Below are 21,668 nucleotides of genomic sequence, written 5' to 3' on the forward strand. Positions count from 1 at the left end.
GCATAGGCGCGCTGCATCACGCTTCGTTATGTGAAGCACAGCGCAGATTGCGGAGGAGGAAGAGGAAAGGTGTTGCAATATTGCACTTCTTTGGTGCTTCAAGCCTCAAAGAAGTGCATCAATACAGAACATTCCGATAAAACTGTGCAAAAAAGGTGCAATTCACCCTTCGGCTTGTACGGGGATGCCCGCCGCGAGTTCATCGCCGGCCTGCTGCAGCTGATACATCTGCCAGTAACGGCCCTGCTCGGTCAGCAGCTCAGCATGCGTACCGCGTTCCACCACCTGACCGCGATGCAGCACTAAAATCTGATCGGCTTCGGTAATGGTGGAAAGGCGATGCGCAATCACCACCAGCGTGCTGTGCTGGCGTAGTGCACGTAACGCCTGCTGAATCGCCTGTTCCGTGCCGGAATCGATATTGGCCGTGGCTTCGTCGAGGATCAGGATTTGCGGTAATGACACCAGCACGCGCGCCAGCGCCAGCAGCTGTTTCTGCCCAACCGACAGATTATTGCCCTGCTCGCCTAAACGCGTATGGATGCCGTCCGCCATGCTGCGCGCCAGCGGTGCCAGCTGCACCGTCTCCAGCGCCTGCCACACCTGATCTTCCGGGATATCGCGCCCCAAACGCACGTTGGCCAGCAGCGAATCCGCCAGCACCACCGGATCCTGTTGCACCATCGCAACGCTTTGACGTAAAGCGGCGTGCGACAGCAGCGGCAGCGGGCGACCATCCAGTTCGATACTGCCGCGCGTCACCGGGTAATAGCCCATCAGCAGATTCGCCAGCGTGCTTTTCCCGCTGCCGGTGTGCCCCACCAGCGCAACAAAATGACGCGCCGGCACTTCGAGATTGATGTGGCTGAGCACATCGCGATTATCGCGATAGGCAAAGCTCACATCACGCAGCGAGATGCTGCCGGAGGCCAGCGGCAGACTATCGCTGCCATAACCTTGCTGCTCCGCATCCATCAGTTCGAAGATACGCTCGCCGGACACCACCGCCTGTTGCAGCATCGACTGCTGCGTGGTGAGTTCAATCAGCGGTTCATTGAGGCGGCCAAGATAGGTAATAAAGGCGTACAGCACACCAACTTCAAACACGCCCGGCGTGGCGAAGCTGAACAGCATCAGCAAACCGCACAGAATCATGGCCGAAAACAGACTCAACAACGGGCGCAACAAAAAGCCATCCAGCCGCAGCGTTTCCATACGCGCCAAGTAGTGTGAACGGCTGGCTTCGCCCATGCGTTCACCAAAGCGCGCCTGCTGGCGGAACTGCTGGATCACGCTCATGCCGTTGATCACTTCATTGAAGCCGTTGTTGATGTCCGCCAGATAGCTGCGCACGCGACGCGCAATCGGCGTGCTAAAGCGCTGATAAATCATCATCACCGTCAGCACCAGCGGGAAAATCACGATCGCTACCAACGCCATGCGCCAGTCGAGGGAGAACATCGCCACCAGCATCGCGCCAATCAACGCGGCGGCGCGCAACACTGTGGCCACCACGGTAACGTAGAGATCTTTGATCACTTCGGTGTCATTGGTGACGCGCGAGATGATTTGGCCGACCGGCTGCGTATCGAAGGCGCTGAGCGGCTGGCGCAACGCCGCGTTCATCACGTCCACGCGCAATTGCTGCACCACGCCAATCGCCGCGCGGTTAAACAGCAACGCCTGAAAATAGTGCAAACCGGCGGCCAGCAATTGCAGCAGGACAAAGCCAACCAGCAGGCCCGCGACGATGCCCCACGGCATCTGATGTTTCGCCACCAGATTATCGATGAAGTAGCTTACCAGCACCGGTCCGGTCACTTCGGCTGCCGCCGCAATCCACAGCATGCCGACCGCCAGCCACAGCGATTTACGCCACGGTTTGCCATACGCCAGCAGTCGTTTCAGCGTCGGCCATAAACGTTGTGATTTAGCCACGGCTTGCTCCTTCTGCCACTTCATCGTCATCCAGTGCGGCTTCCAGCTGCTGATAACGGTACATATCGCGATACCAACCCTCTTTGCCCGCCAGGGTGTCATGATCGCCACGCTGCGTCACGGCGCCGTGCTGCAGCACCAGAATTTCGCTGGCCTCGGTAAGTGCCGAAAGACGATGCGCGCTAATAATCAAGGTGCGCCCTTTGCCCCACTGACGCAGGTTATGCAGGATGTCATGTTCAGTGCGGCCATCAACCGCCGACAGCGCATCATCCAGAATCAGGATTTCGGCATTCAGCAGCAGCGCGCGTGCAATCGCGATGCGCTGCTTCTGTCCGCCCGATAACATCACGCCGCGTTCGCCCACTTCGGTCTCATAACCTTGTGGCAGGCGCAGAATATCGTCGTGCACGCAGGCCATGGTTGCCACACGCTCCAGCTCTTGCTGCGTCGCATTCGGGCGACCCAGCGCCAGATTGGCGGCAATGGTGTCAGAGAACAGGAAAGGCGTCTGGCTGACGACCGCCAGCCGGCTGCGCCAGCTATCGAGCCGCAACTGCGGCAGCGGCGAATTGTGGTAACGAATATCGCCCTGATCGATGTCGAAGTGGCGCTGAATCAAGCTTAGGAGCGTGCTCTTGCCGCAGCCGGTTGGCCCACATAATCCCAGCATTTGGCCCGGTTTTAACTGGAAATTAAGATGGCTCAGCACCGGGCCAGAGCTGGCCGGATAGCGGAACTCACGAATGGCAACCTGCAGGATGCCAGGTTCGGGCGGTAACACTTTCTGTCCATCTTCAACCGCTGGCGCTTCCGCCAGCAATGAACGGATACGGCTCCACGCCGCACTGCCGCGCTCAACGATGTTGATCATCCACGCCAGCGCCAGCATGGGCCAAATCATCAGACCAAGGTACATCACAAAGCTGGTGAGCTGCCCAAGCGTCAAACTGCCGTTCCACACCATCCAGCCGCCACCGGCAATTGCCAGCAGGTTAGAGAAGCCGACGGCGATATAAATGATCGGATCGAATCGCGCATCCACGCGCGCCACATGCAGGTTTTTCTTGCCGGTATCAGCAGCAATGCCGGCAAACTGCTGCGACTGATGATCTTCGAGGCCAAATGCTTTGATCATACGAATGCTGGTCAGGCTTTCCTGGGTTTGATCGTTCAGGCTTGAAAACGCCGCCTGCGCCACTTTGAAACGTTGATGCAAGCGGGCACCGTCTTTCTGGATGGCGAAAGCCATAATTGGCATCGGGATCAGCGCCAGTAACGTCAGTTGCCAGCTAATTTGGGTGCTCATCACAATCAGCACCACCAATCCCATCACCAGCGAATCCACCAGCGTCAGCACGCCTTCACCGGCGGCAAACACCACGCGATCCACATCATTGGTGGCGCGGGCGATCAGATCGCCCGTGCGATGGCGCAGATAAAATGCCGGATGCTGGCGGCTGAGCTGGCGATAAAAATCTTCACGTAGCTCAACGGCTAATTGATAGGATGCGCCAAACAGCAGCACGCGCCAGACGTAGCGCAGCAGATAGACAATCACCGCCGTCACCAGCATCACGCCGATCCACATAAAGATCTGCCCGGCGCTTAAATTATGCTGGGTGACGCCGTCGACAATTACGCCAACCACGTGCGGTGGCAGCAATTGCAGTAAGGCAATAACGATCAGCAAGCTGACGGCGCCCAGATATCGCCGCCACTCGCGCAGGAAATACCAACTTAACTGGCTGAATAATTGCACAAGCGTGTCTCTTTCTGTGCCCGTTAGGGCGCTACCGGCAAGGCGGTGGTGTATTTAATCTCTTCCATGGCAAAACTGGAGGTCACATCTATCAGTCCCGGCACGCCGTTCACCAGGCGCTTATAAAAGCTGTCGTAACTCTTCATGTCCGCGACCTGAATGCGCAGCAAATAATCGTACTCGCCCGCCATGCGGTAAAACGCCATCACTTCCGGCATTTGCTGCACCACGGCGACAAATTGCTTAAACCACTCGCTGCTGTGCTGCTGAGTTTTAACAAACATAAAAGCGGTGAGCGACAGACCGATTTTTTCGCCGTCCACCAGCGCCACGCGCGCACGAATAATGCCATCATCTTCCAGTTTTTTCAGGCGTTTCCAGCACGGCGTGGTGGTGAGATTCACCGCATCGGCCAACGTCTGCAGCGACAACGTGCAATCCTGCTGCAGCATTGCCAGCAAAGTGCGGTCAGTTTTATCTAACATTTGCCACTCCCGGAGAAAAATTTTCTCTAAGCGCACCATTATACCGTGATTAAAGCAACCTCTTTTTCCTGCCAGTGCCTTACACTGTGCGCAATAATGATTACGGAAATGCCACATGCAAACGCCCTGGGTTCGCCACGCCATCAATGAAATTAACGCCGATTTTCAGCGCTCCGCGGATACGCATCTGATCCGCTTTAAGTTGGATGATTTTCCCGGCATTCACTTCTATCTTAAGGATGAAAGCACCCATCCCAGCGGCAGCTTAAAACATCGACTGGCGCGTTCCCTTTTTCTCTATGGCCTGGCGAATGGCTGGATCCACGAAAATACGCCGATCATTGAAGCCTCATCCGGCAGTACTGCGGTATCGGAAGCTTACTTCGCGCGTTTGCTCGGTTTGCCCTTTATCGCTGTGATGCCCGCCAGCACCGCGAAACGCAAAATCGAGATGATTGGTTTTTACGGTGGCGAGTGCCATTTCGTCGCCGATCCCTGCCAGCTGTACAGCGAATCCGAGCGTTTAGCACGTGAACTCAACGGCCACTTTATGGACCAGTTCACCTACGCAGAACGTGCCACTGATTGGCGCGGCAACAACAACATCGCCGAAAGCATTTTCCGCCAGATGTCACACGAACCCTTCCCGGTGCCGCATACGGTGATCATGAGCGCCGGTACCGGCGGCACCTCGGCAACGCTGGGCCGCTATATCCGCTATCAGGGCCATGACACGCGCCTGCTGGTGGTCGATCCGCAGCATTCAGTGTTCTTTGATTACTGGCAGAGCCGCGACAAAACGCTGCGCAGCGAACGCGGCAGCCTGATTGAAGGCATTGGTCGTCCGCGCGTGGAACCGTCGTTTTTACCCGACGTGATTGACGAGATGATGAAAGTGCCGGATGGCGCGACTATCGCCGCAATGCTGCAGCTGGAAAAGGTGCTGGGACGTCGCCCTGGCGCTTCAACCGGCACCAACTTCTGGGGCATGATGCAGGTGGCAAAACGCATGCGGGAAAACGGTGAGCAGGGTTCTCTGGTGACGTTGCTGTGTGACAGCGGTGAGCGCTATCCCGACACCTATTACAATGCGCAGTGGGTAGAGCAGAATATCGGCGACATTGCGCCGTGGGTGCGTGAGCTGCAATAAAAAACCGGACGTCCTGTCCGGTTCACTGTAAGCCTCAGCATTCGGGGGAATAATCGAGGTGTGGTGTGGTCATCCAGTGATTAAGGTAGTGAGACACCGCCTGTGTCTCGCAATGTCCGATAATCGGTAAATGGGGCAACGACGCTTTCAGTTGATGCATGGCGTTGCCCATAATGAAACCGCTGCCAACACGTTCCAGCATTTCGCGATCGTTCATGGCATCGCCAAACGCCATACAATCCGCCAGCGACAGCGAAAGATGCTGGCACAAACGTCCCAATGCCGCGCCTTTATGGCAATCGACCGGCAACACCTCCAGACAATCCCACGCAGAGAAGCAAATGTTGGCCCGCTCGCCCAACGCGGCCTGCAATTCGCTTTTTAACGCCTGCAACATTTCATGTGGCGCAATAAAACAGATTTTCGTGACTTCATGCGCCGACATCTGACGCAAATCGCGCAGCTGATAATGGAAGCCACTCATCGCATGCGCTTCCAGCGCGCCGAGCAGCGGCTTATCGGTAAACCAGCCCTCATCGTTGAAAACATGAATCGAGGCCGGCGTTTGCCAATGCGTATGAATCACCTCTTCCGCCACCGATGGCGATAAATCGCAGCCGTAAAGTTGGTTGCCTTCAAGATCGTGAATGCGCGTGCCGTTACCGGTAATCAGCCACGCAGGCAAGGTGATTTGTTCGCGTACTCGCTGCATATCCATGAGATGGCGCCCGGTGGCAAACGCCAACGTGACGCCGCGCTGATGCAATGCGTGCAGGCTTGCCAGCGTTTCATTACCTAACCGGTGCGAAGGCAGCAACAGCGTGCCGTCCATATCAAATGCCGCGAGGCGAGCCATGCGAATTCTCCTGTCTGAGTGAGGCAGCTACTATCGCCTGGTAATTACGGAACTAATAGTGAATACTTTTTAAAAACTGTTCCGGGTTTAACTATGCGTGAACTTCATCGGGTCAATCAATTTCAGCGCCTGTGGCAACTTAGCCACGGCGAAACGCAACGCCTTAGCGTCGTTGCGATGGCGCAACACTGCTTTTGCAGCGAGCGCCATGTGCGCACGCTGCTGCGTCAGTGGCAGGATGCCGGCTGGCTGCAGTGGCGCAGTGAATCCGGGCGTGGCAAACAGGGTGAGCTGACTTTCCTGGTGTCGCCGGAACAGCTGCGCCAGCAGTTGTTAACGCAGCAACTCGACGCCAGCGAGGCGGTACAGGCGCTGCAGGTGCTCGATCTGCATCCCGAGCGATTAGTAAAATTGCTGCGACCACTGATGGGCGGTCAGTGGCAGAAGCAATCGCCGGTGCTGCGCATTCCTTACTACCGCGCGATGGAGCCGTTGCGTCCGCTGCAGCTGACCGGACGCGCCGAGCAACATCTGGCGCGCCAGGTTTTCTCCGGGTTAACGCGTTTTCGCGATAACGATGTTGAAGGCGATCTCGCTCACCATTGGCAGCATGATGCCAGCGGCCGTGACTGGTATTTCTGGCTGCGCCCACAGCTCAGCTGGCACAACGATGAACCGATGCAGGCGGCACAGTTGGTTGAGCAGCTGCAACAGATCAGGCATTCGCCAGGCGGTTCGCGGCTGCTGGCGGCGATTGAACAGATTGAAGCGCCGCATCCGCTAGCGATACATATTCAACTGCGCGAAAGCGATTACTGGCTGCCGCAGCGGCTGGCGCATCAGTTCTGTCTGTTACCGCATCCTGAATTCACCGATATCGGTAGCGGGCCGTGGAAACTCACGCATTTCACCGCTGAGATGGTGCGGCTGGAGAGCCATGCGCGCTGGCATTTGCAGCGCCCGCTGATCCAGCGGATGGAATACTGGATCACTCCGCAGCTGTTTGATCGTGATCTCGGCACCAGTTGCAGCCATCCGGTGCAAATCGCCATTGGCGATCCTGACGAACTCGGTTCGCTACGTCCGGTTGATCGCAGTATCAGCCTGGGATTTTGCTATCTGGCGCCACGCATCTCGGCAAACTTCAGTGCCGAACAGGCCCAATCGCTGATTGCCCTGATTCAGCGCAGCGGTGTGATTCAGCAACTGCCGCTGGATGAGGGTTTAATCACACCGAGCCATGAGCTGCTTCCTGGCTGGCCGGTACCGCGCGCCGAAAGAGAGACGATTGCACTGCCGCCCACATTAACGCTGCATTACCACTTGCCGGTCGAACTGCATGTGATGGCACAGGCGTTAATTCCACTGCTGGCGCAACACGGCTGCGCCCTCACCTGCATCTTCCATGACGTAAAAAGCTGGCGTGACGATAGCGATCTCAGTGAGGCCGATGTGGTGATGGGCGATCGACTGATTGGCGATGCACCACTGTTTACGCTGGTGAACTGGCTGGAGAACGATCCGGTCTGGCAGCCGCTGCGCGAACAGGTTCTGCAAACGCCACTGAGCGCGATTGCCCAACAACCTGATGCACTGCAGCGCAGTGAATTGACTCAGCAACTGTTTCAGCAGCTGATGTGCGATGGCCACTTACTGCCGCTGTTTAACTATCGCTATCAGGTTTTTGCGCCACCCGGCGTGGAGGGCATCCAGCTTAATAGTTTGGGATGGTTTGATTTCACCCGCGCCTGGATTCCGCCGCCAACCACAGCTAGCGCTGTTCAGCCTGCGTCCAAGCCAGTACCATAAGCGCACTGATTTTTGGGGAAGAAAAAATGAAACGAGCCGTTGTGGTATTCAGTGGCGGACAAGACTCCACCACCTGTTTAATTCAGGCGCTGCAACACTATGATGAAGTGCATTGCGTTACTTTTGATTACGGCCAACGCCATCGTGAAGAGATCGAGGTTGCGGCTGAGCTGTCGCACAAGCTGGGCGCGCGCGCGCACAAAGTGCTGGACGTTACGCTGCTCAACGAGTTAGCCGTTAGCAGCCTGACGCGCGACAACATTCCGGTGCCGACCTATGATCCCAATGCCAGCGGTTTGCCGAGTACCTTTGTACCGGGCCGTAATATCCTGTTCCTGACGCTGGCATCGATTTATGCCTATCAGGTCGAAGCCGAAGCGGTGATCACCGGCGTGTGCGAAACCGATTTCTCCGGCTACCCGGATTGCCGTGATGAGTTTGTTAAAGCACTGAATAACGCCGTCAGCCTCGGCATGGCGCGCAATATTCGCTTTGAGACGCCGCTGATGTGGCTGAATAAAGCGGAAACCTGGGCGCTGGCCGATTACTGGCAGCAGCTGCCGCTGGTACGCGCTGAAACGCTTACCTGCTACAACGGCGTAAAAGGTGATGGCTGTGGCGAATGCGCGGCCTGTCATTTACGCGCCCGTGGCCTGGCAGATTATCAGGCGAACGCGCCGGCGGTGATGGCAGCGATGAAACAAAAAAGCGGCCTCAACTGATTCAGGCCGCAGGGTAAACTGGCGTCATCGGCGCCAGTTATTCATTTTCCACCATCAATGATATCAGACGCTCGCGCAACTCCCCTTCCATCGGTACCGCTTTTTGCGTGCGCAAATCGATACAGACAAAGGTCAGCGCGGCATCGGCCACCACCGAATTATCACTGGCCAGCAAGACACGCTGCGCAATGATGCCACTTTTACCGCTGAGCTGTGACACTTCACTTTCAATATTCAATACGTCGCCCAATACCGCCGGACGACGATAGTTGATGTTGATATTCACCACCACAAACGCCAGTTGCTGCTCCATCAGCCAATGAAACGCATCGACATCCTCCAGCCACTGCCAGCGCGCCTCTTCCAGAAATTCCAGATAGCGCGCGTTATTCACGTGCTGATAAACATCCAGATGATAACCGCGCACTTTAATTGTGGTTTGCATTGTTGCTCCTTGTTCAGGCTGAGAATGACAACTGGTAAGACCTGTTGAGCATAGCACAGCCTGAATCCGGGCTTTTTCAATCCTTCAAAGTCGCGAGACGCTTCACAGTTTAAGCCGGGCGCTGTTGCGCTCAATCAGGGCGCTACCAATGCCCGGCACCTCCTTGAGCTGTTCAATGGCGGTAAAGGGCCCGTATTGTTCGCGATAACTGACAATCGCCTGCGCCTTCTTCAGCCCGATACCGTTCATACCAGCCGCCAGTTGTTCGGCGGTGGCTGAATTGATGCTGACCTGTCCTTCCTGTGGCGTGGAGACTTGCGTCGCCTGCGTTTCACTGGGACTTTCGGCAGCCGCCAGTCCGGTGGTATAAACTGCGCCGCCCAGCGCCAGCGTAATGCATAGGGCTTGAAACGTTGATTTAACCATGCTGTGTTTCTCCTTGTGTTTGACAGCAACAGCAGGGTGTCACAGCACAATTCAACGCTCAAAAGGGCAATTTCAGAAATGGAAAAGGCCGCATAAGCGGCCTTTCGGGTATTGCAGTGATTTAACTTTTTTTGTGAGGCTTACTGGTTTTGTGCTGCGGCGCCGTACTTAATCTTCGCCTCTTTACGCAGGTTTTCCAGCAGCGCTTCAAAGGCGATTTGCGCGTTATTCTGCGTTACGCCTTTTACCATCTCATCGATCTGCGCCTGCGGCATGTTGCCCGCGCTGACTTTATCCAGCGCGATCAGCACCACATTGCCCTGCATATCTTCGCTCACGCCCCACGACGGTTTATTGTCGGCAGGTTGTGGCAGATTGAAGGCCGACTGAGCAACAGGATCCTGCGCGTTGCGATCGAACGATTTGCTGGCGCTGAGCGTCAGGCCTGCAGCCTTCAGTGCATCCGCTTTACCGGCTTTCAAATCGGCCAGCAGCTTGTCTGCTTGTGCTTTCGCCTGCTGTGTCGCTTTATCATGCTTCAGCGAATCTACGATCTGCGCTTTTACCTGATCCAGCGGCTTCACCGCTTCCGGTTTGTGCTCGCTGATACGCAAGACAAAGGCACGATCGCCATCCACAGAGATGATGTCGGAGTTGTTACCCGGCGCACCATTCTGGCCCACCAGACCACCGTTGAAGATCGCCTGTTTAACCTGATCGAAATTCAACTCGTCTGGCAGGTTATCGCGGGTGATCCAATTGGTTTCTACCACTTTCAAGCCGGAAGCCTGCGCGGCGCCCGCCAACGATTCGTTGTCGTTGCTGGCTGCTTCGCTGACTTTCTGCTGAATTTTGTAGAAGGCATCAACCGCTTTCTCTTGTTTCACTTTATCGGCAACGATGTCATGAACATCGGCCAACGGCTTAACCTGCTCCGGCTGGATATCATCCAGACGCACCACCAGGAAGCCAACCGACGATTTGATAGCGCCGGAAAGCTGGCCTTTCTGCGTCAGATTGGCGTTTTTCAGCTCGTCTGGCGTAGTGCTCGGCTCCAGCCAACCCATGTCACCGCCTTTGCGGGCTGAGATTGGGTCGATGGATTTGCTTTTTGCCAGCGCAGCGAAATCTTCGCCTTTCTTCAGCGCGTCAACCACGGCATTAGCGTCAGCTTCCGTCCTGGTCTGGATTACGCTGTAGCGATTACGCTGTGGCTGTGAATAATCCGCTTTATGTTGATCGTACCAGCTCTGAATGTCCGCTTCGCTGGCCGTTTCCTGCATGCTAGCGGCATCCATTTTGATGTAGCTCACGCGGAACTGTTCAGGCGCCATGAAGCTATTCTGATGCTGCTGGTAATATTGGCTGACTTCGTCGTCGCTGACCGTCTGCTTAGCCGCCAGCGCGTTGACATCAATCACCGCCTGACGCACTTCACGCTGCTGAGACACCAGATCCACCAGCTTGCTGGTTTCGCCTTTTAGCATGAAATCGGTGTTAGCAATTGCGTTAATCAGCTGCTGCGTCGCCAGCTGCTTGCGTAGCGCTTCGGCATACTGATCGGCAGTGAAGCCCATGCTGGTGATCAGGCCGCTGTATTTGGCGTTGTCGAATTTACCGTTGGTCTGGAAAGCTTTCTGATTGAAGATCGCCTGTTTCACCTGATCATCGCTGATGCCGATGTGCAGATCTTTGATGTACTGATCAAGTAACGCCTGATCGATCAACTGCGACAGCGCCTGCTGGCGCATCTGCTGCATGTAGCCTTCGTTGCTGGCTAACTGCGAGAACTGATCGCCCAGCATCTGCTGCTGACGATTGCGCTCGTTGTTATAACCCTGCTCCAGCTCTGCACGGCTGATCTCGTGGCCGTTAACTTTGGCAGCATAATCACCGCCGCCACCGATCAGGTAGTTGCCCACCCCGGTGAGTACGAAAGACAGGATGATCAATCCCAGAATAATCTTGAGCACGACATGATTCGACGCCGCGCGTAAATTGTCCATCATGGTATGACAACACTCCGCTGTAGTGTGAATGTAAAGCTCTAACACGATGTCATCATCGTGCAACTGCTGTTCAGGCTGGCAGTTGGCAACCATGCGGAGACAACAACCAAAGGCTATCGCCGCGCATCAAGAATAAAAAAGGCACATCAAAAATGATGTGCCCGTATGTTACATGAGAACGGCTTTTACGTCCTCAATCCACGGAAGAAAATGCTTCAATGGATGTATCAGCGGTCATTAATTGACGGAATCTTTCAGTGCTTTACCAGCACGGAAGCCCGGAACTTTACCAGCCGGAATGGTCAGCTCTTTACCCGTTTGTGGGTTACGGCCTGTACGAGCTGCACGCTCACGTACAGAGAAAGTACCGAAACCAACCAGTGCTACTTCATCACCGCCCTTCAGAGCTTCGGTAACGGAGTCCATGAATGCATCTAAAACACGTCCCGCTGCCGCTTTAGAAATGTCAGCATCTGCAGCAATTTTGTCGATCAACTGTGACTTATTCACTCTCTTCATCCCCTCTTTTATTATTCACATCGCACCCGTGCTTCCCGCCCGGTGCGAACGCGCAGCCAGTTATATCAAGCCTGTGGAGCTGAAACAACGGTATTCATCTTAATCGTTGATCCAGCAGCCCACTAAGTTAGCGGCACAAAAAAAAGCTGGCAAGCACCATTTTGCCTGCCAGCTTCGCTTTTTAGCGGTTTATGCCGCTAATCACTATTTTGCGGTCGCAACCTGCATGCCGTAAGGCGCATTTTCCAGTGCCAGGTTCAGCACTTCTTCAATACGCTTCACCGGATGAATCTCGAGATCGGCAATCACGTTCTGGGGAATATCCTCCAGATCGCGCTTGTTTTCGTCCGGGATCAGCACGGTTTTGATGCCGCCACGGTGTGCCGCCAGCAACTTCTCTTTCAGGCCACCAATCGGCAGAACCAGACCACGCAGGGTGATTTCACCGGTCATTGCAACATCAGAGCGCACCGGGTTACCGGTTAAGCAAGACACTAGCGCGGTGCACATAGCGATACCGGCGCTCGGGCCATCTTTCGGCGTCGCACCTTCTGGTACGTGCACGTGGATGTCGCGTTTCTCGTAGAAATCACCGTTGATGCCCAGTTTCTCTGCACGCGCGCGCACCACAGTCAGCGCGGCCTGAATCGATTCCTGCATCACTTCGCCCAGCGACCCGGTGTACGTCAGCTTGCCTTTACCTGGTACGCAGGCGGTTTCAATGGTCAACAGATCGCCGCCCACTTCCGTCCACGCCAGGCCGGTCACCTGACCCACACGGCTTTCGCTCTCTGCGCGACCATAATCAAAGCGCTGCACGCCAAGGAAATCCTTGAGATTATCGCCATTGATCACGATGTGCTTTTTCGACTTATCCATCAGCAGCGCCTTCACTGCTTTACGGCACAGCTTGGAGAGTTCGCGCTCCAGACTACGCACGCCCGCTTCACGCGTGTAGTAGCGGATGATGCCAACAATCGCGCTGTCGTCGACGGTGATCTCTTTCTCTTTCAGCGCATTACGTTCAATCTGCTTCGGCAGCAAATGTTGCTTCGCGATGTTCAGCTTTTCATCTTCGGTGTAACCGGAGAGACGAATCACTTCCATACGGTCAAGCAACGGTGCTGGGATGTTCATGGAGTTTGAGGTCGCCACGAACATAACGTCAGAGAGATCGTAATCCACTTCCAGATAGTGATCGTTAAACGCGATGTTCTGCTCAGGATCCAGCACCTCAAGCAGCGCTGAAGCCGGATCGCCACGCATGTCAGAAGACATTTTGTCGATCTCATCCAGCAGGAACAGCGGGTTTTTGACGCCCACTTTCGCCATTTTCTGGATCAGCTTGCCAGGCATAGAACCGATGTAGGTACGACGATGTCCGCGGATTTCCGCTTCATCACGCACGCCACCCAGCGCCATACGCACGTATTTACGTCCGGTGGCCTTAGCAATCGACTGTCCCAGCGAGGTTTTACCCACGCCCGGCGGTCCAACGAGGCAGAGAATTGGGCCTTTGATTTTGCTAACGCGACTCTGCACCGCAAGATACTCAAGGATGCGATCTTTGACGCGCTCCAGACCGTAATGGTCGATATCCAGCGTTTCCTGCGCTTTACGCAGGTCTTTTTTCACCTTGCTGCGCGCCACCCACGGAACCTGAACCATCCAGTCGATGTAGCCACGCACCACGGTCGCTTCTGCAGACATCGGCGACATCATCTTCAGCTTCTGCAGCTCAGCTTCGGCTTTTTCACGCGCTTCGGTCGGCATTTTGGCCGCTTCAATCTTACGTTTCAGCGCCTCGTACTCATCCGGCGCATCATCCATTTCGCCCAGCTCTTTCTGAATGGCTTTCATTTGCTCATTCAGATAGTACTCACGCTGGCTTTTTTCCATCTGCTTTTTAACGCGGTTGCGAATGCGCTTCTCAACCTGCAGCAGATCGATTTCTGATTCCATCATCGCCATCAGATATTCCAGACGTTCATTGACGTCGGACATCTCCAGCACGGACTGTTTGTCAGCCAGTTTCAGCGGCATATGCGCTGCGACGGTATCGGCCAGACGGGCCGCATCGTCGATGCTGTTGAGGGAGGTTAAGACCTCAGGTGGGATTTTTTTATTGAGCTTGATGTAGCCTTCGAACTGGTTGATGGCCGTGCGCACCAGCACTTCCTGCTCGCGCTCTTCAATTTCTGGCGAGACAAGGTATTCGGCCTGGGCAACAAAATGGTCGCCATTATCAGCCAGCGTGGTGATGTGCGCGCGTTGTAAACCTTCGACCAGCACTTTTACCGTGCCGTCTGGAAGTTTCAGCATCTGCAATACAGAAGCGACGGTCCCTACTGAGAAGAGATCGTTAATGCCAGGTTCATCCGTTGAAGCCTCTTTCTGTGCAACCAGCATGATCTTTTTATCATGATCCATCGCGGCTTCGAGGCACCGAATCGATTTTTCCCGGCCAACAAACAACGGAATTACCATGTGCGGATAAACCACCACGTCGCGCAACGGCAACACGGGGATTTCAATGCGTTCAGAACGCTCAGGATTCATAGAGCTCTCTCTTAGTTTAATGTCCGCCAGGTGATGGGTACCGTGCAATAGAGGTTTTGCAGTTAAACCCACAGGATATTGAGTATATGGGGATGCTTGTACGACATTCAATGTCACTGGCGAGAGAAAAACAAAAGGGGAAAGATTTTTCCCCTTTTTTAAGATAACAACGTGGTGCAATTGTTTATTTATTCACCAGAAGCCTGGGCTTCATGCTTTCCATAAATCAACATCGGCTCGGATTGACCTTCAATGACTGATTCATCAATCACCACTTTTTCAACGTCATCCATCGAAGGCAGGTCGTACATAGTTTCAAGTAACGCACCTTCAACGATAGAACGCAGACCACGCGCACCGGTTTTACGTGACATCGCTTTTTTAGCGATTGCCGTTAAGGCTTCGTCGCGGAATTCCAGTTCTACGCCTTCCAGATTGAACAGCGCCTGATACTGTTTGGTCAGCGCATTCTTCGGCTCACGCAGGATCTGAATCAGCGCTTCTTCACTCAGTTCGCTCAGCGTTGCCACAACCGGCAAACGACCGATGAACTCAGGAATCAGGCCAAACTTGATCAAATCTTCTGGCTCAACCTGAGACAGCAATTCGCCTTCACTCGCCTTCTGGGATTTGCCCTTCACGGTTGCACCGAAGCCGATGCCGGACCCGGTTTCAACACGCTGGGAGATCACCTTGTCGAGACCGGCGAATGCGCCACCACAGATAAACAGAATCTTGGAGGTATCAACCTGCAAGAACTCCTGCTGCGGATGTTTACGTCCGCCCTGCGGCGGTACGGCAGCCACGGTGCCTTCAATCAGTTTCAACAGCGCTTGCTGTACGCCTTCGCCCGAGACGTCACGGGTGATCGACGGGTTGTCAGACTTACGAGAAATCTTGTCGATTTCATCGATGTAGACAATGCCGCGCTGCGCTTTCTGCACGTCGTAATCACACTTCTGCAGCAGCTTCTGGATGATGTTTTCAACGTCTTCACCCACATAACCCGCTTCGGTCAGCGTGGTGGCATCCGCCATCGTGAAGGGCACATCCAGCAAGCGCGCCAGCGTTTCGGCCAACAGTGTTTTACCGCTACCGGTTGGACCGATCAGCAAAATGTTACTTTTGCCCAGTTCAATACCGTTGCTGGTATCGCCATTGCGCAGGCGTTTGTAGTGGTTATACACCGCTACTGCCAGCACTTTCTTCGCCCTTTCCTGACCAATAACATAGTCATCAAGGTGATGGCGGATTTCATGCGGCGTCGGCAGTGAGCTACGCTCGCGGTGCGGCGCAACTTCCTTAATCTCTTCGCGAATGATGTCGTTGCAAAGATCAACGCATTCATCGCAAATGTACACTGACGGCCCGGCAATTAGCTTACGGACTTCATGCTGGCTTTTGCCGCAGAAAGAGCAGTACAGCAACTTACCTGAACCGTCTTTGCGCTTATCTGTCATCAGCTAACCTCTTTTCTTTCTCAGACCAAATTTGTTGTACGGCGCTGGCCGTACATCAACGGCCGATATGCATTCAACCCATCTGCCTGCTCCCCGTTAACTATAGCGTAAGGGGCAGACAGATGTGTCTTATTGGCGATGCGTCAGGATTGAGTCAACCAAACCGTATTCAACCGCCTCACCCGCGGAGAGGAAACGATCGCGCTCAGTGTCGCGTTCAATCTCTTCCAGCGATTTGCCAGTGTGCTCAGCCATCAGCTCATTCATGCGCTGCTTCACTTTCAGGATTTCGCGCGCATGGATTTCGATATCCGTCGCCTGGCCCTGATAGCCGCCCAACGGCTGATGAATCATCACACGTGAATTAGGCAGGCAGAAGCGTTTACCTTTGGTGCCTGCTGTCAGCAGGAACGCACCCATTGAACAAGCCTGACCCATACAGATGGTGCTGACATCCGGCTTGATAAACTTCATTGTGTCATAAATCGACATCCCAGCAGTAATCACGCCGCCTGGCGAGTTAATGTAGAGATAAATGTCTTTTTCAGGATTCTCAGCTTCCAGAAACAGCATCTGCGCCACGATCAGGTTAGCCATATGATCTTCAACCTGACCAGTCAGGAAGATCACACGCTCTTTGAGCAGGCGAGAGTAGATGTCGTAAGAACGCTCGCCGCGCGAGGTTTGTTCGACCACCATTGGCACCAGCGCCATGTGCGGTGCAGTAAATTCACGATCGCCACTGTATGACATTACCGTCTCCTGATAAATTTCATTGGCAACATTCTGTACCGATTTTACGTGAGGCGCGCCGGGAAAACTATGCGCTGCAGTCTCACTCCGCAGTAACAAGACGGTTAATCAGTCAGTCTCACTGTTTTCATGCATTCTCCCTGTATCTGGGGATGCTGCCCAGTTGTTTCAAGCATAACAACCTTTTGCCCATTCGCTAACACGGAAAAAGAGCTTAGCGGATAATTTGCCGATTAATTAAGCAAATAGAGGGCAAATCGGTGTATTTGGCGCCAGAAACGAAAAAGCCCGCGACTTTTCAGTCACGGGCTTAGCACTAACGGTTAACGAATGAATCAGGCCGCAGAGGTCTGGTTCATCAGTTCCTGGAAGTTGGTGGCTTTATCGGTCACTTTCGCTTTCGCCAGTACCGCTTCAACCGCTTGCTCTTCCAGAGCCACGTTGCGCATGTTGTTCATCAGCTCGCTGTTCTTGCTGTAGAACTCGATCACTTCCTGCGGATCTTCGTACGCAGAGGCCATCTCTTCGATCAGCGTTTTAACGCGTTCTTCGTCAGCCTGCAGTTCGTTGATACGAATCACTTCGCCCAGCAGCAGACCCACAACGACGCGACGTTTAGCCTGCTCTTCGAACAGTTCGCGTGGCAGTTCCAGCGCTTGCTTCTCGTTGCCACCAAAACGCTGTGCAGCCTGACGACGCAGAACGTCAATTTCGCTGTCGATCAGCGCAACCGGAACATCGATGTCGTTGGCGTTAACCAGACCGTCGATTGCCTGCGTCTTGACGCGGTTACGGATAGCACCTTTCAGCTCGCGATCCATGTTCTTACGCACTTCAGCACGCAGACCGGCAACTGAACCATCTTCCACGCCAAAGCGCTTGATGAACTCTTCAGTCAGCTCTGGCAGTTCGCGAGTTTCAACTTTCTTCAGCACGATGTCGAACTTCGCATCTTTCCCTTTCAGGTTTTCTGCATGGTAATCGTCTGGGAATTTCACGTCGATAGTGAAGGTTTCGCCGGCTTTGTGGCCAACAACGCCCTCTTCGAAGCCTGGGATCATACGGCCCTGGCCCATTGCCAGCACGAAGTCAGAGGCTTTGCCGCCTTCAAACTCTTCGCCGTCAACAGAACCGCTGAAGTCGATGGTCGCGCGATCTTCAGCTGTCGCTGCGGCATCGCTCTCTTTCCAGGTCGCCTGCTGCTTCTGCAGGGTTTCCAGCATGGTATCAACGTCAGCGTCAGTTACTTCTACCACTGGCTTCTCAACTTCGATTGCGTCCAGGCCTTTCAGCTCAACTTCTGGATACACTTCGAACTCAACCGCGTAGGTGAAGTCTTCGCCTTCTTTATATTCGCCCGGCACATAGTTTGGTGCGCCAGCCGGATTGATTTTCTCTTTGATGATGGCGTCAACGAAGTTGCGCGTCATCAGCTCGCCCAGCACGTCCTGGCGAACAGAAGCACCGTAGCGCTGAGAAATGATGTGTGCCGGCACTTTGCCTTTACGGAAACCGTCGATACGGACTTTCTTAGCCACTTCCACCAGTTCTTTCTTCACTGCGCTTTCGATGCTGTCAGCTGCAACAGTAATCGAAATGCGACGGCCCAGACCCTGAGTGGTTTCTACTGAAACTGTCATCTTGTTACCTCAAAAAATCACGTGCTCGGTCAACTTCAGACACCACACATAAAATGCGCCGTATCCAACAACCGGGACGGCCTCTGCAGGCAGAACCAAATCCCTGTCACCAGAAGCGTCCCGAAGACATTCCGGAAAAATAGACGCAGCATTATAGCGGCATCGCTGGAATGAGTCGAGGCTGCAAACTCACCACTTTTTAGCGGTTTTGCTGCTTTTTTGCGCCGTAGATCGCGTTTGAGTGTAATAAATGAAAAGAAAACGGCCCGCAGGCCGTTTTTAAGGATGAGTAAAAAGGGAATTCAGGCGAGCGTTCCCGCGCCGCGACAATTCGGCGAGGCCAAAACCGTATCCTGTAATCCATCCCACTCTTTTTGCGTGTAGGTATGCAGTGCCAGCGCGTGTACGCTGCCCGCTAATTCGGTCGCCAGTTCGCCATAAATAGCGCGATGACGTTGCAGAAAGCGCTGACCGGTAAATCGATCGCTGACAATCACCACTTTAAAGTGACTTTCAGAACCGGCGGGCACGTTATGACGGTAGCTTTCATCATGCACTTCAAGATGTGCAGGCTCGAAAGCGTTACGCAACTTTTCTTCTATTTGTTCGCGAATCATGATTAACACTCCTTTCCGGCGAGCGCTGTGCCCATCTGTTTAAATATTAGTAGGTTTTTCACCGCTTCCGCAGGTTGACCGTAAATAAATCCGCCAGCGCTGCGCATAGTAACTCGCTTATCTCTCAGGTCAACTGGCTGGCGTTTCATCCTGTCCGAAAAAAGCCTTTACAATCAATTTCCATTGGCCCGGGGCTTTTTTCACCGCTGCGCAATGCTATGATGGCCGCAGTTTTGCAAACCAACCCATATGCTAACGAGAATGAGTATGTTGAAAAAACTGTTATTCCCTCTGCTGGCTGCTTTTATTTTGGCCGGCTGTGCCAGCAACAACACCACATTGGATATTCAACCGAAGATTCAATTACCGCAGCAAGATCCAAGCCTGATGGGCGTCACCATCAGCGTTAACGGTGCCGATCAACGTTCCGATCAGGCGCTGGCCAAAGTAAACCGCGATGGTCAGTTGATCACGCTGACACCATCACGCGACCTGCGTTTCCTGCTGCAGGAAGTGTTAGAGAAGCAGATGACGTCACGCGGCTACATGATCGGCCCAAGCGGTGCCGTTGATCTGCAGATCGTGGTGAATGGTCTGTATGCGGATGTGACCCAAGGCAACGTGCGCTACAGCATTACCACCAAGGCGGATATCTCCATCATCGCCACCGCGAAAAACGGTAACAAGCAGGTGAAAAACTATCGCCAGACTTACAGCGTAGAAGGCGCGTTTACCGCCACCAACGCGAAGATCACCAACGCGGTTAACTCAACCCTGAGTGACGTGATTGCTGATATGGCGCAGGACACCAGCGTTCACAACTTCATTAAGCAGAACGCCCGCTAATTTCCGCAGTATTTTGCCCGGCGACTCTCAGCCGGGCTTCATTTCAGGTTGGCTATGACATCTCACTATCTGCGTATTTTTACCCAACGTAATGCGGCGGTATTGCTGCTGCTGGGTTTTGCCTCAGGCTTACCGCTGGCGTTAACCGCCGGGACGTTACAAGCGTGGATGACGGTAGAGAATGTTGACCTGAAAACCATCGGTTTCTTCTCCCTTGTCGGTCAGGCTTACGTGTTTAAGTTCCTATGGTCGCCGATGATGGATCGCTATACGCCACCGTTTCTTGGCCGCCGTCGCGGCTGGCTGCTGGTCACGCAGCTGGCGCTGATAGGCGGCATTATTGCCATGGGCTTTATGCAGCCTTCGCGTGACTTAACGCTGTTGGCCGCGCTGGCGGTGCTGGTTGCCTTCTGTTCGGCTTCGCAGGATATCGTGTTCGATGCCTGGAAAACCGATGTGCTGCCGCCGGAGGAGCGCGGCAGCGGCGCGGCAATCACCGTGCTGGGCTATCGTCTGGCGATGTTGATTTCAGGCGGACTGGCGCTGTGGATTGCGGATCGCTATCTCGGCTGGCAAGCCACTTACTGGCTGATGGCGTTGCTGATGGTGCCGGGCCTGATCGCCACGTTGCTGGCGAAAGAACCGGTGGCGCCGGCGCGCGAACCACACTCGCTACGCCAGGCCGTGACATTCCCGCTGAAAGACTTCTTCCAGCGCAACAATGCCTGGCTGCTGATCACGCTAATTATCCTTTACAAGCTTGGCGATGCATTTGCCGCCTCGCTCACCACCACCTTCCTGATTCGCGGCGTCGGCTTTAGCGCGGGCGATGTCGGCCTGGTGAACAAAACGCTGGGTTTGTTGGCCACCATTATTGGTGCGCTGTATGGCGGCGTGCTGATGCAGCGCCTGAGTTTGTTCCGCGCCCTGATGATTTTTGGCGTGCTGCAAGCGGTGTCGAATTTTGCTTACTGGTTGCTGGCGGTAACGCCACCGCACTTGTGGAGCATGGCCAGCGCGGTCTTCATTGAAAACCTGTGCGGTGGCATGGGCACCGCGGCCTTTGTCGCGTTGCTGATGACATTGTGCAACAAATCCTTCTCGGCGACGCAGTTCGCACTGCTCTCTGCCCTCTCCGCCGTGGGCCGCGTTTACGTCGGTCCCGCCGCCGGTTGGCTGGTCGAAATGTGGGGCTGGCCCACCTTCTATGCTTTCACCGTGTTTGCTGGCGTACCGGGATTACTGCTGTTATGGCTGTGTCGCGGCACTTTGCATAGCATGCAGCAAAGCGGGGAGTTTGTGATGCGCAGCTTGTGGCCGCAAGGTTACCGCTGGACGGTGCGTCTGTTTAGCATCGGCTGCGGCTTGCTGGCCTTGTGGTTGCTGGCCTTAGCCCTTAACGCTAGCGGCGTTGTGCAGATTAATGCGCTACTTACGCCAATGTTTGAAGCCGGCATGGCATTTGCGCTGTTGGCGGTCGCACTCGGTGTTATTTTGGATAGTTTGGCATTAAAAAAAGCGGCGCGGGAAAATCTGGGTTGAGTAAGCCAATTTTCATAACGAAATAATGGGGTAAAAATATCAGTTGCTCATTTTCCCAATAGCATTTTTTTTAAAGCGAATTAGAAACATTAAATTAACAACTGCGAGCGAATATTTAAATCCGGTGCGC

General features: G+C 54.3%; 18 protein-coding genes. 5 read left to right on the forward strand and 13 right to left on the reverse strand.

From position 1 onward, the window contains the following. Positions 1–162: 162 nt before the first annotated feature. Genes DEU53_RS16215 through DEU53_RS16225 form a run of 3 tightly spaced genes read right to left on the reverse strand, consistent with a single transcriptional unit; the run spans position 163 to position 4,185 of the window. Positions 163–1,938, reverse strand: a complete 1,776-nt coding sequence (locus DEU53_RS16215) for a SmdB family multidrug efflux ABC transporter permease/ATP-binding protein (RefSeq protein ID WP_110867832.1) — start codon at positions 1,936–1,938, stop codon at positions 163–165. Further along, complete coding sequence (locus DEU53_RS16220; RefSeq protein ID WP_110867737.1) at positions 1,931–3,700, reverse strand: SmdA family multidrug ABC transporter permease/ATP-binding protein; 1,770 nt, start codon at positions 3,698–3,700, stop codon at positions 1,931–1,933. Before DEU53_RS16220 ends, DEU53_RS16215 begins: the two co-directional genes overlap by 8 nt. 23 nt (positions 3,701–3,723) lie before the next feature. Continuing rightward, on the reverse strand, positions 3,724–4,185 hold the full coding sequence (locus tag DEU53_RS16225) for an Lrp/AsnC family transcriptional regulator (RefSeq protein ID WP_110867833.1): 462 nt from the start codon (positions 4,183–4,185) through the stop codon (positions 3,724–3,726). Between the two features lie 115 nt (positions 4,186–4,300). Here DEU53_RS16225 and DEU53_RS16230 point away from each other — a divergent pair, with 115 nt between their 5' ends. After that, positions 4,301–5,335: a PLP-dependent cysteine synthase family protein gene (locus DEU53_RS16230; RefSeq protein ID WP_110867738.1), complete on the forward strand. Its 1,035-nt coding sequence runs from the start codon at positions 4,301–4,303 to the stop codon at positions 5,333–5,335. 34 nt (positions 5,336–5,369) lie between these two features. Here the strand turns inward: DEU53_RS16230 and cof are convergent, their stop codons facing one another. Next, positions 5,370–6,191: an HMP-PP phosphatase gene (gene cof / locus DEU53_RS16235; RefSeq protein WP_110867739.1), complete on the reverse strand. Its 822-nt coding sequence runs from the start codon at positions 6,189–6,191 to the stop codon at positions 5,370–5,372. Between the two features lie 93 nt (positions 6,192–6,284). On the opposite strand from cof, the gene DEU53_RS16240 reads away from it, so the two are divergent. Then, positions 6,285–8,000, forward strand: coding sequence for an SgrR family transcriptional regulator (locus tag DEU53_RS16240; RefSeq protein ID WP_110867740.1), 1,716 nt, complete (start codon positions 6,285–6,287; stop codon positions 7,998–8,000). A gap of 26 nt (positions 8,001–8,026) precedes the next feature. Next, the gene (gene queC / locus DEU53_RS16245; RefSeq protein ID WP_101762419.1) at positions 8,027–8,722 is read left to right on the forward strand and encodes a 7-cyano-7-deazaguanine synthase QueC; all 696 of its coding nucleotides are present in this window, start codon (positions 8,027–8,029) and stop codon (positions 8,720–8,722) included. A gap of 37 nt (positions 8,723–8,759) precedes the next feature. Here queC and DEU53_RS16250 read toward each other — a convergent pair whose 3' ends face one another. From DEU53_RS16250 to bolA, 9 genes are all read right to left on the reverse strand, one after another. After that, positions 8,760–9,167 (reverse strand): thioesterase family protein, encoded by a 408-nt coding sequence (locus DEU53_RS16250; protein WP_110867741.1) that lies wholly within the window; start codon positions 9,165–9,167, stop codon positions 8,760–8,762. Positions 9,168–9,269: 102 nt separating this feature from the next. Then, complete coding sequence (locus DEU53_RS16255; protein ID WP_101762421.1) at positions 9,270–9,593, reverse strand: ComEA family DNA-binding protein; 324 nt, start codon at positions 9,591–9,593, stop codon at positions 9,270–9,272. A 140-nt stretch (positions 9,594–9,733) separates the two neighbouring features. Next, a complete protein-coding gene (gene ppiD, locus DEU53_RS16260) occupies positions 9,734–11,602 on the reverse strand; it encodes a peptidylprolyl isomerase (RefSeq protein WP_110867834.1) in 1,869 nt (622 codons plus the stop codon). A gap of 237 nt (positions 11,603–11,839) precedes the next feature. Then, complete coding sequence (hupB, locus tag DEU53_RS16265) at positions 11,840–12,112, reverse strand: nucleoid-associated protein HU-beta (protein ID WP_036648244.1); 273 nt, start codon at positions 12,110–12,112, stop codon at positions 11,840–11,842. A 213-nt stretch (positions 12,113–12,325) separates the two neighbouring features. After that, positions 12,326–14,680 carry an endopeptidase La gene (gene lon / locus DEU53_RS16270; RefSeq protein ID WP_101762422.1) on the reverse strand — a complete coding sequence of 785 codons (2,355 nt, stop codon included), beginning with the start codon at positions 14,678–14,680 and terminating at the stop codon, positions 12,326–12,328. A gap of 188 nt (positions 14,681–14,868) precedes the next feature. Further along, a complete protein-coding gene (gene clpX / locus DEU53_RS16275; protein WP_008103932.1) occupies positions 14,869–16,140 on the reverse strand; it encodes an ATP-dependent protease ATP-binding subunit ClpX in 1,272 nt (423 codons plus the stop codon). A 129-nt stretch (positions 16,141–16,269) separates the two neighbouring features. Then, positions 16,270–16,893: an ATP-dependent Clp endopeptidase proteolytic subunit ClpP gene (gene clpP / locus DEU53_RS16280; RefSeq protein ID WP_007886971.1), complete on the reverse strand. Its 624-nt coding sequence runs from the start codon at positions 16,891–16,893 to the stop codon at positions 16,270–16,272. A 335-nt stretch (positions 16,894–17,228) separates the two neighbouring features. Beyond that, complete coding sequence (gene tig / locus DEU53_RS16285; protein ID WP_110867742.1) at positions 17,229–18,533, reverse strand: trigger factor; 1,305 nt, start codon at positions 18,531–18,533, stop codon at positions 17,229–17,231. A gap of 302 nt (positions 18,534–18,835) precedes the next feature. Continuing rightward, the gene (gene bolA / locus DEU53_RS16290) at positions 18,836–19,150 is read right to left on the reverse strand and encodes a transcriptional regulator BolA (RefSeq protein WP_008103937.1); all 315 of its coding nucleotides are present in this window, start codon (positions 19,148–19,150) and stop codon (positions 18,836–18,838) included. Between the two features lie 267 nt (positions 19,151–19,417). Here bolA and DEU53_RS16295 point away from each other — a divergent pair, with 267 nt between their 5' ends. Together DEU53_RS16295 and ampG are read left to right on the forward strand one after the other, a co-directional pair. Next, positions 19,418–19,996, forward strand: a complete 579-nt coding sequence (locus DEU53_RS16295; RefSeq protein WP_007886975.1) for a lipoprotein — start codon at positions 19,418–19,420, stop codon at positions 19,994–19,996. Between the two features lie 54 nt (positions 19,997–20,050). Further along, complete coding sequence (gene ampG / locus DEU53_RS16300) at positions 20,051–21,538, forward strand: muropeptide MFS transporter AmpG (RefSeq protein ID WP_110867743.1); 1,488 nt, start codon at positions 20,051–20,053, stop codon at positions 21,536–21,538. The last annotated feature ends 130 nt before the right edge of the window (positions 21,539–21,668 follow it).

Origin of the sequence: Pantoea sp. AG1095, from assembly GCF_003208415.1 — a bacterium.
Taxonomy (GTDB): Bacteria; Pseudomonadota; Gammaproteobacteria; order Enterobacterales; family Enterobacteriaceae; genus Pantoea; species Pantoea leporis.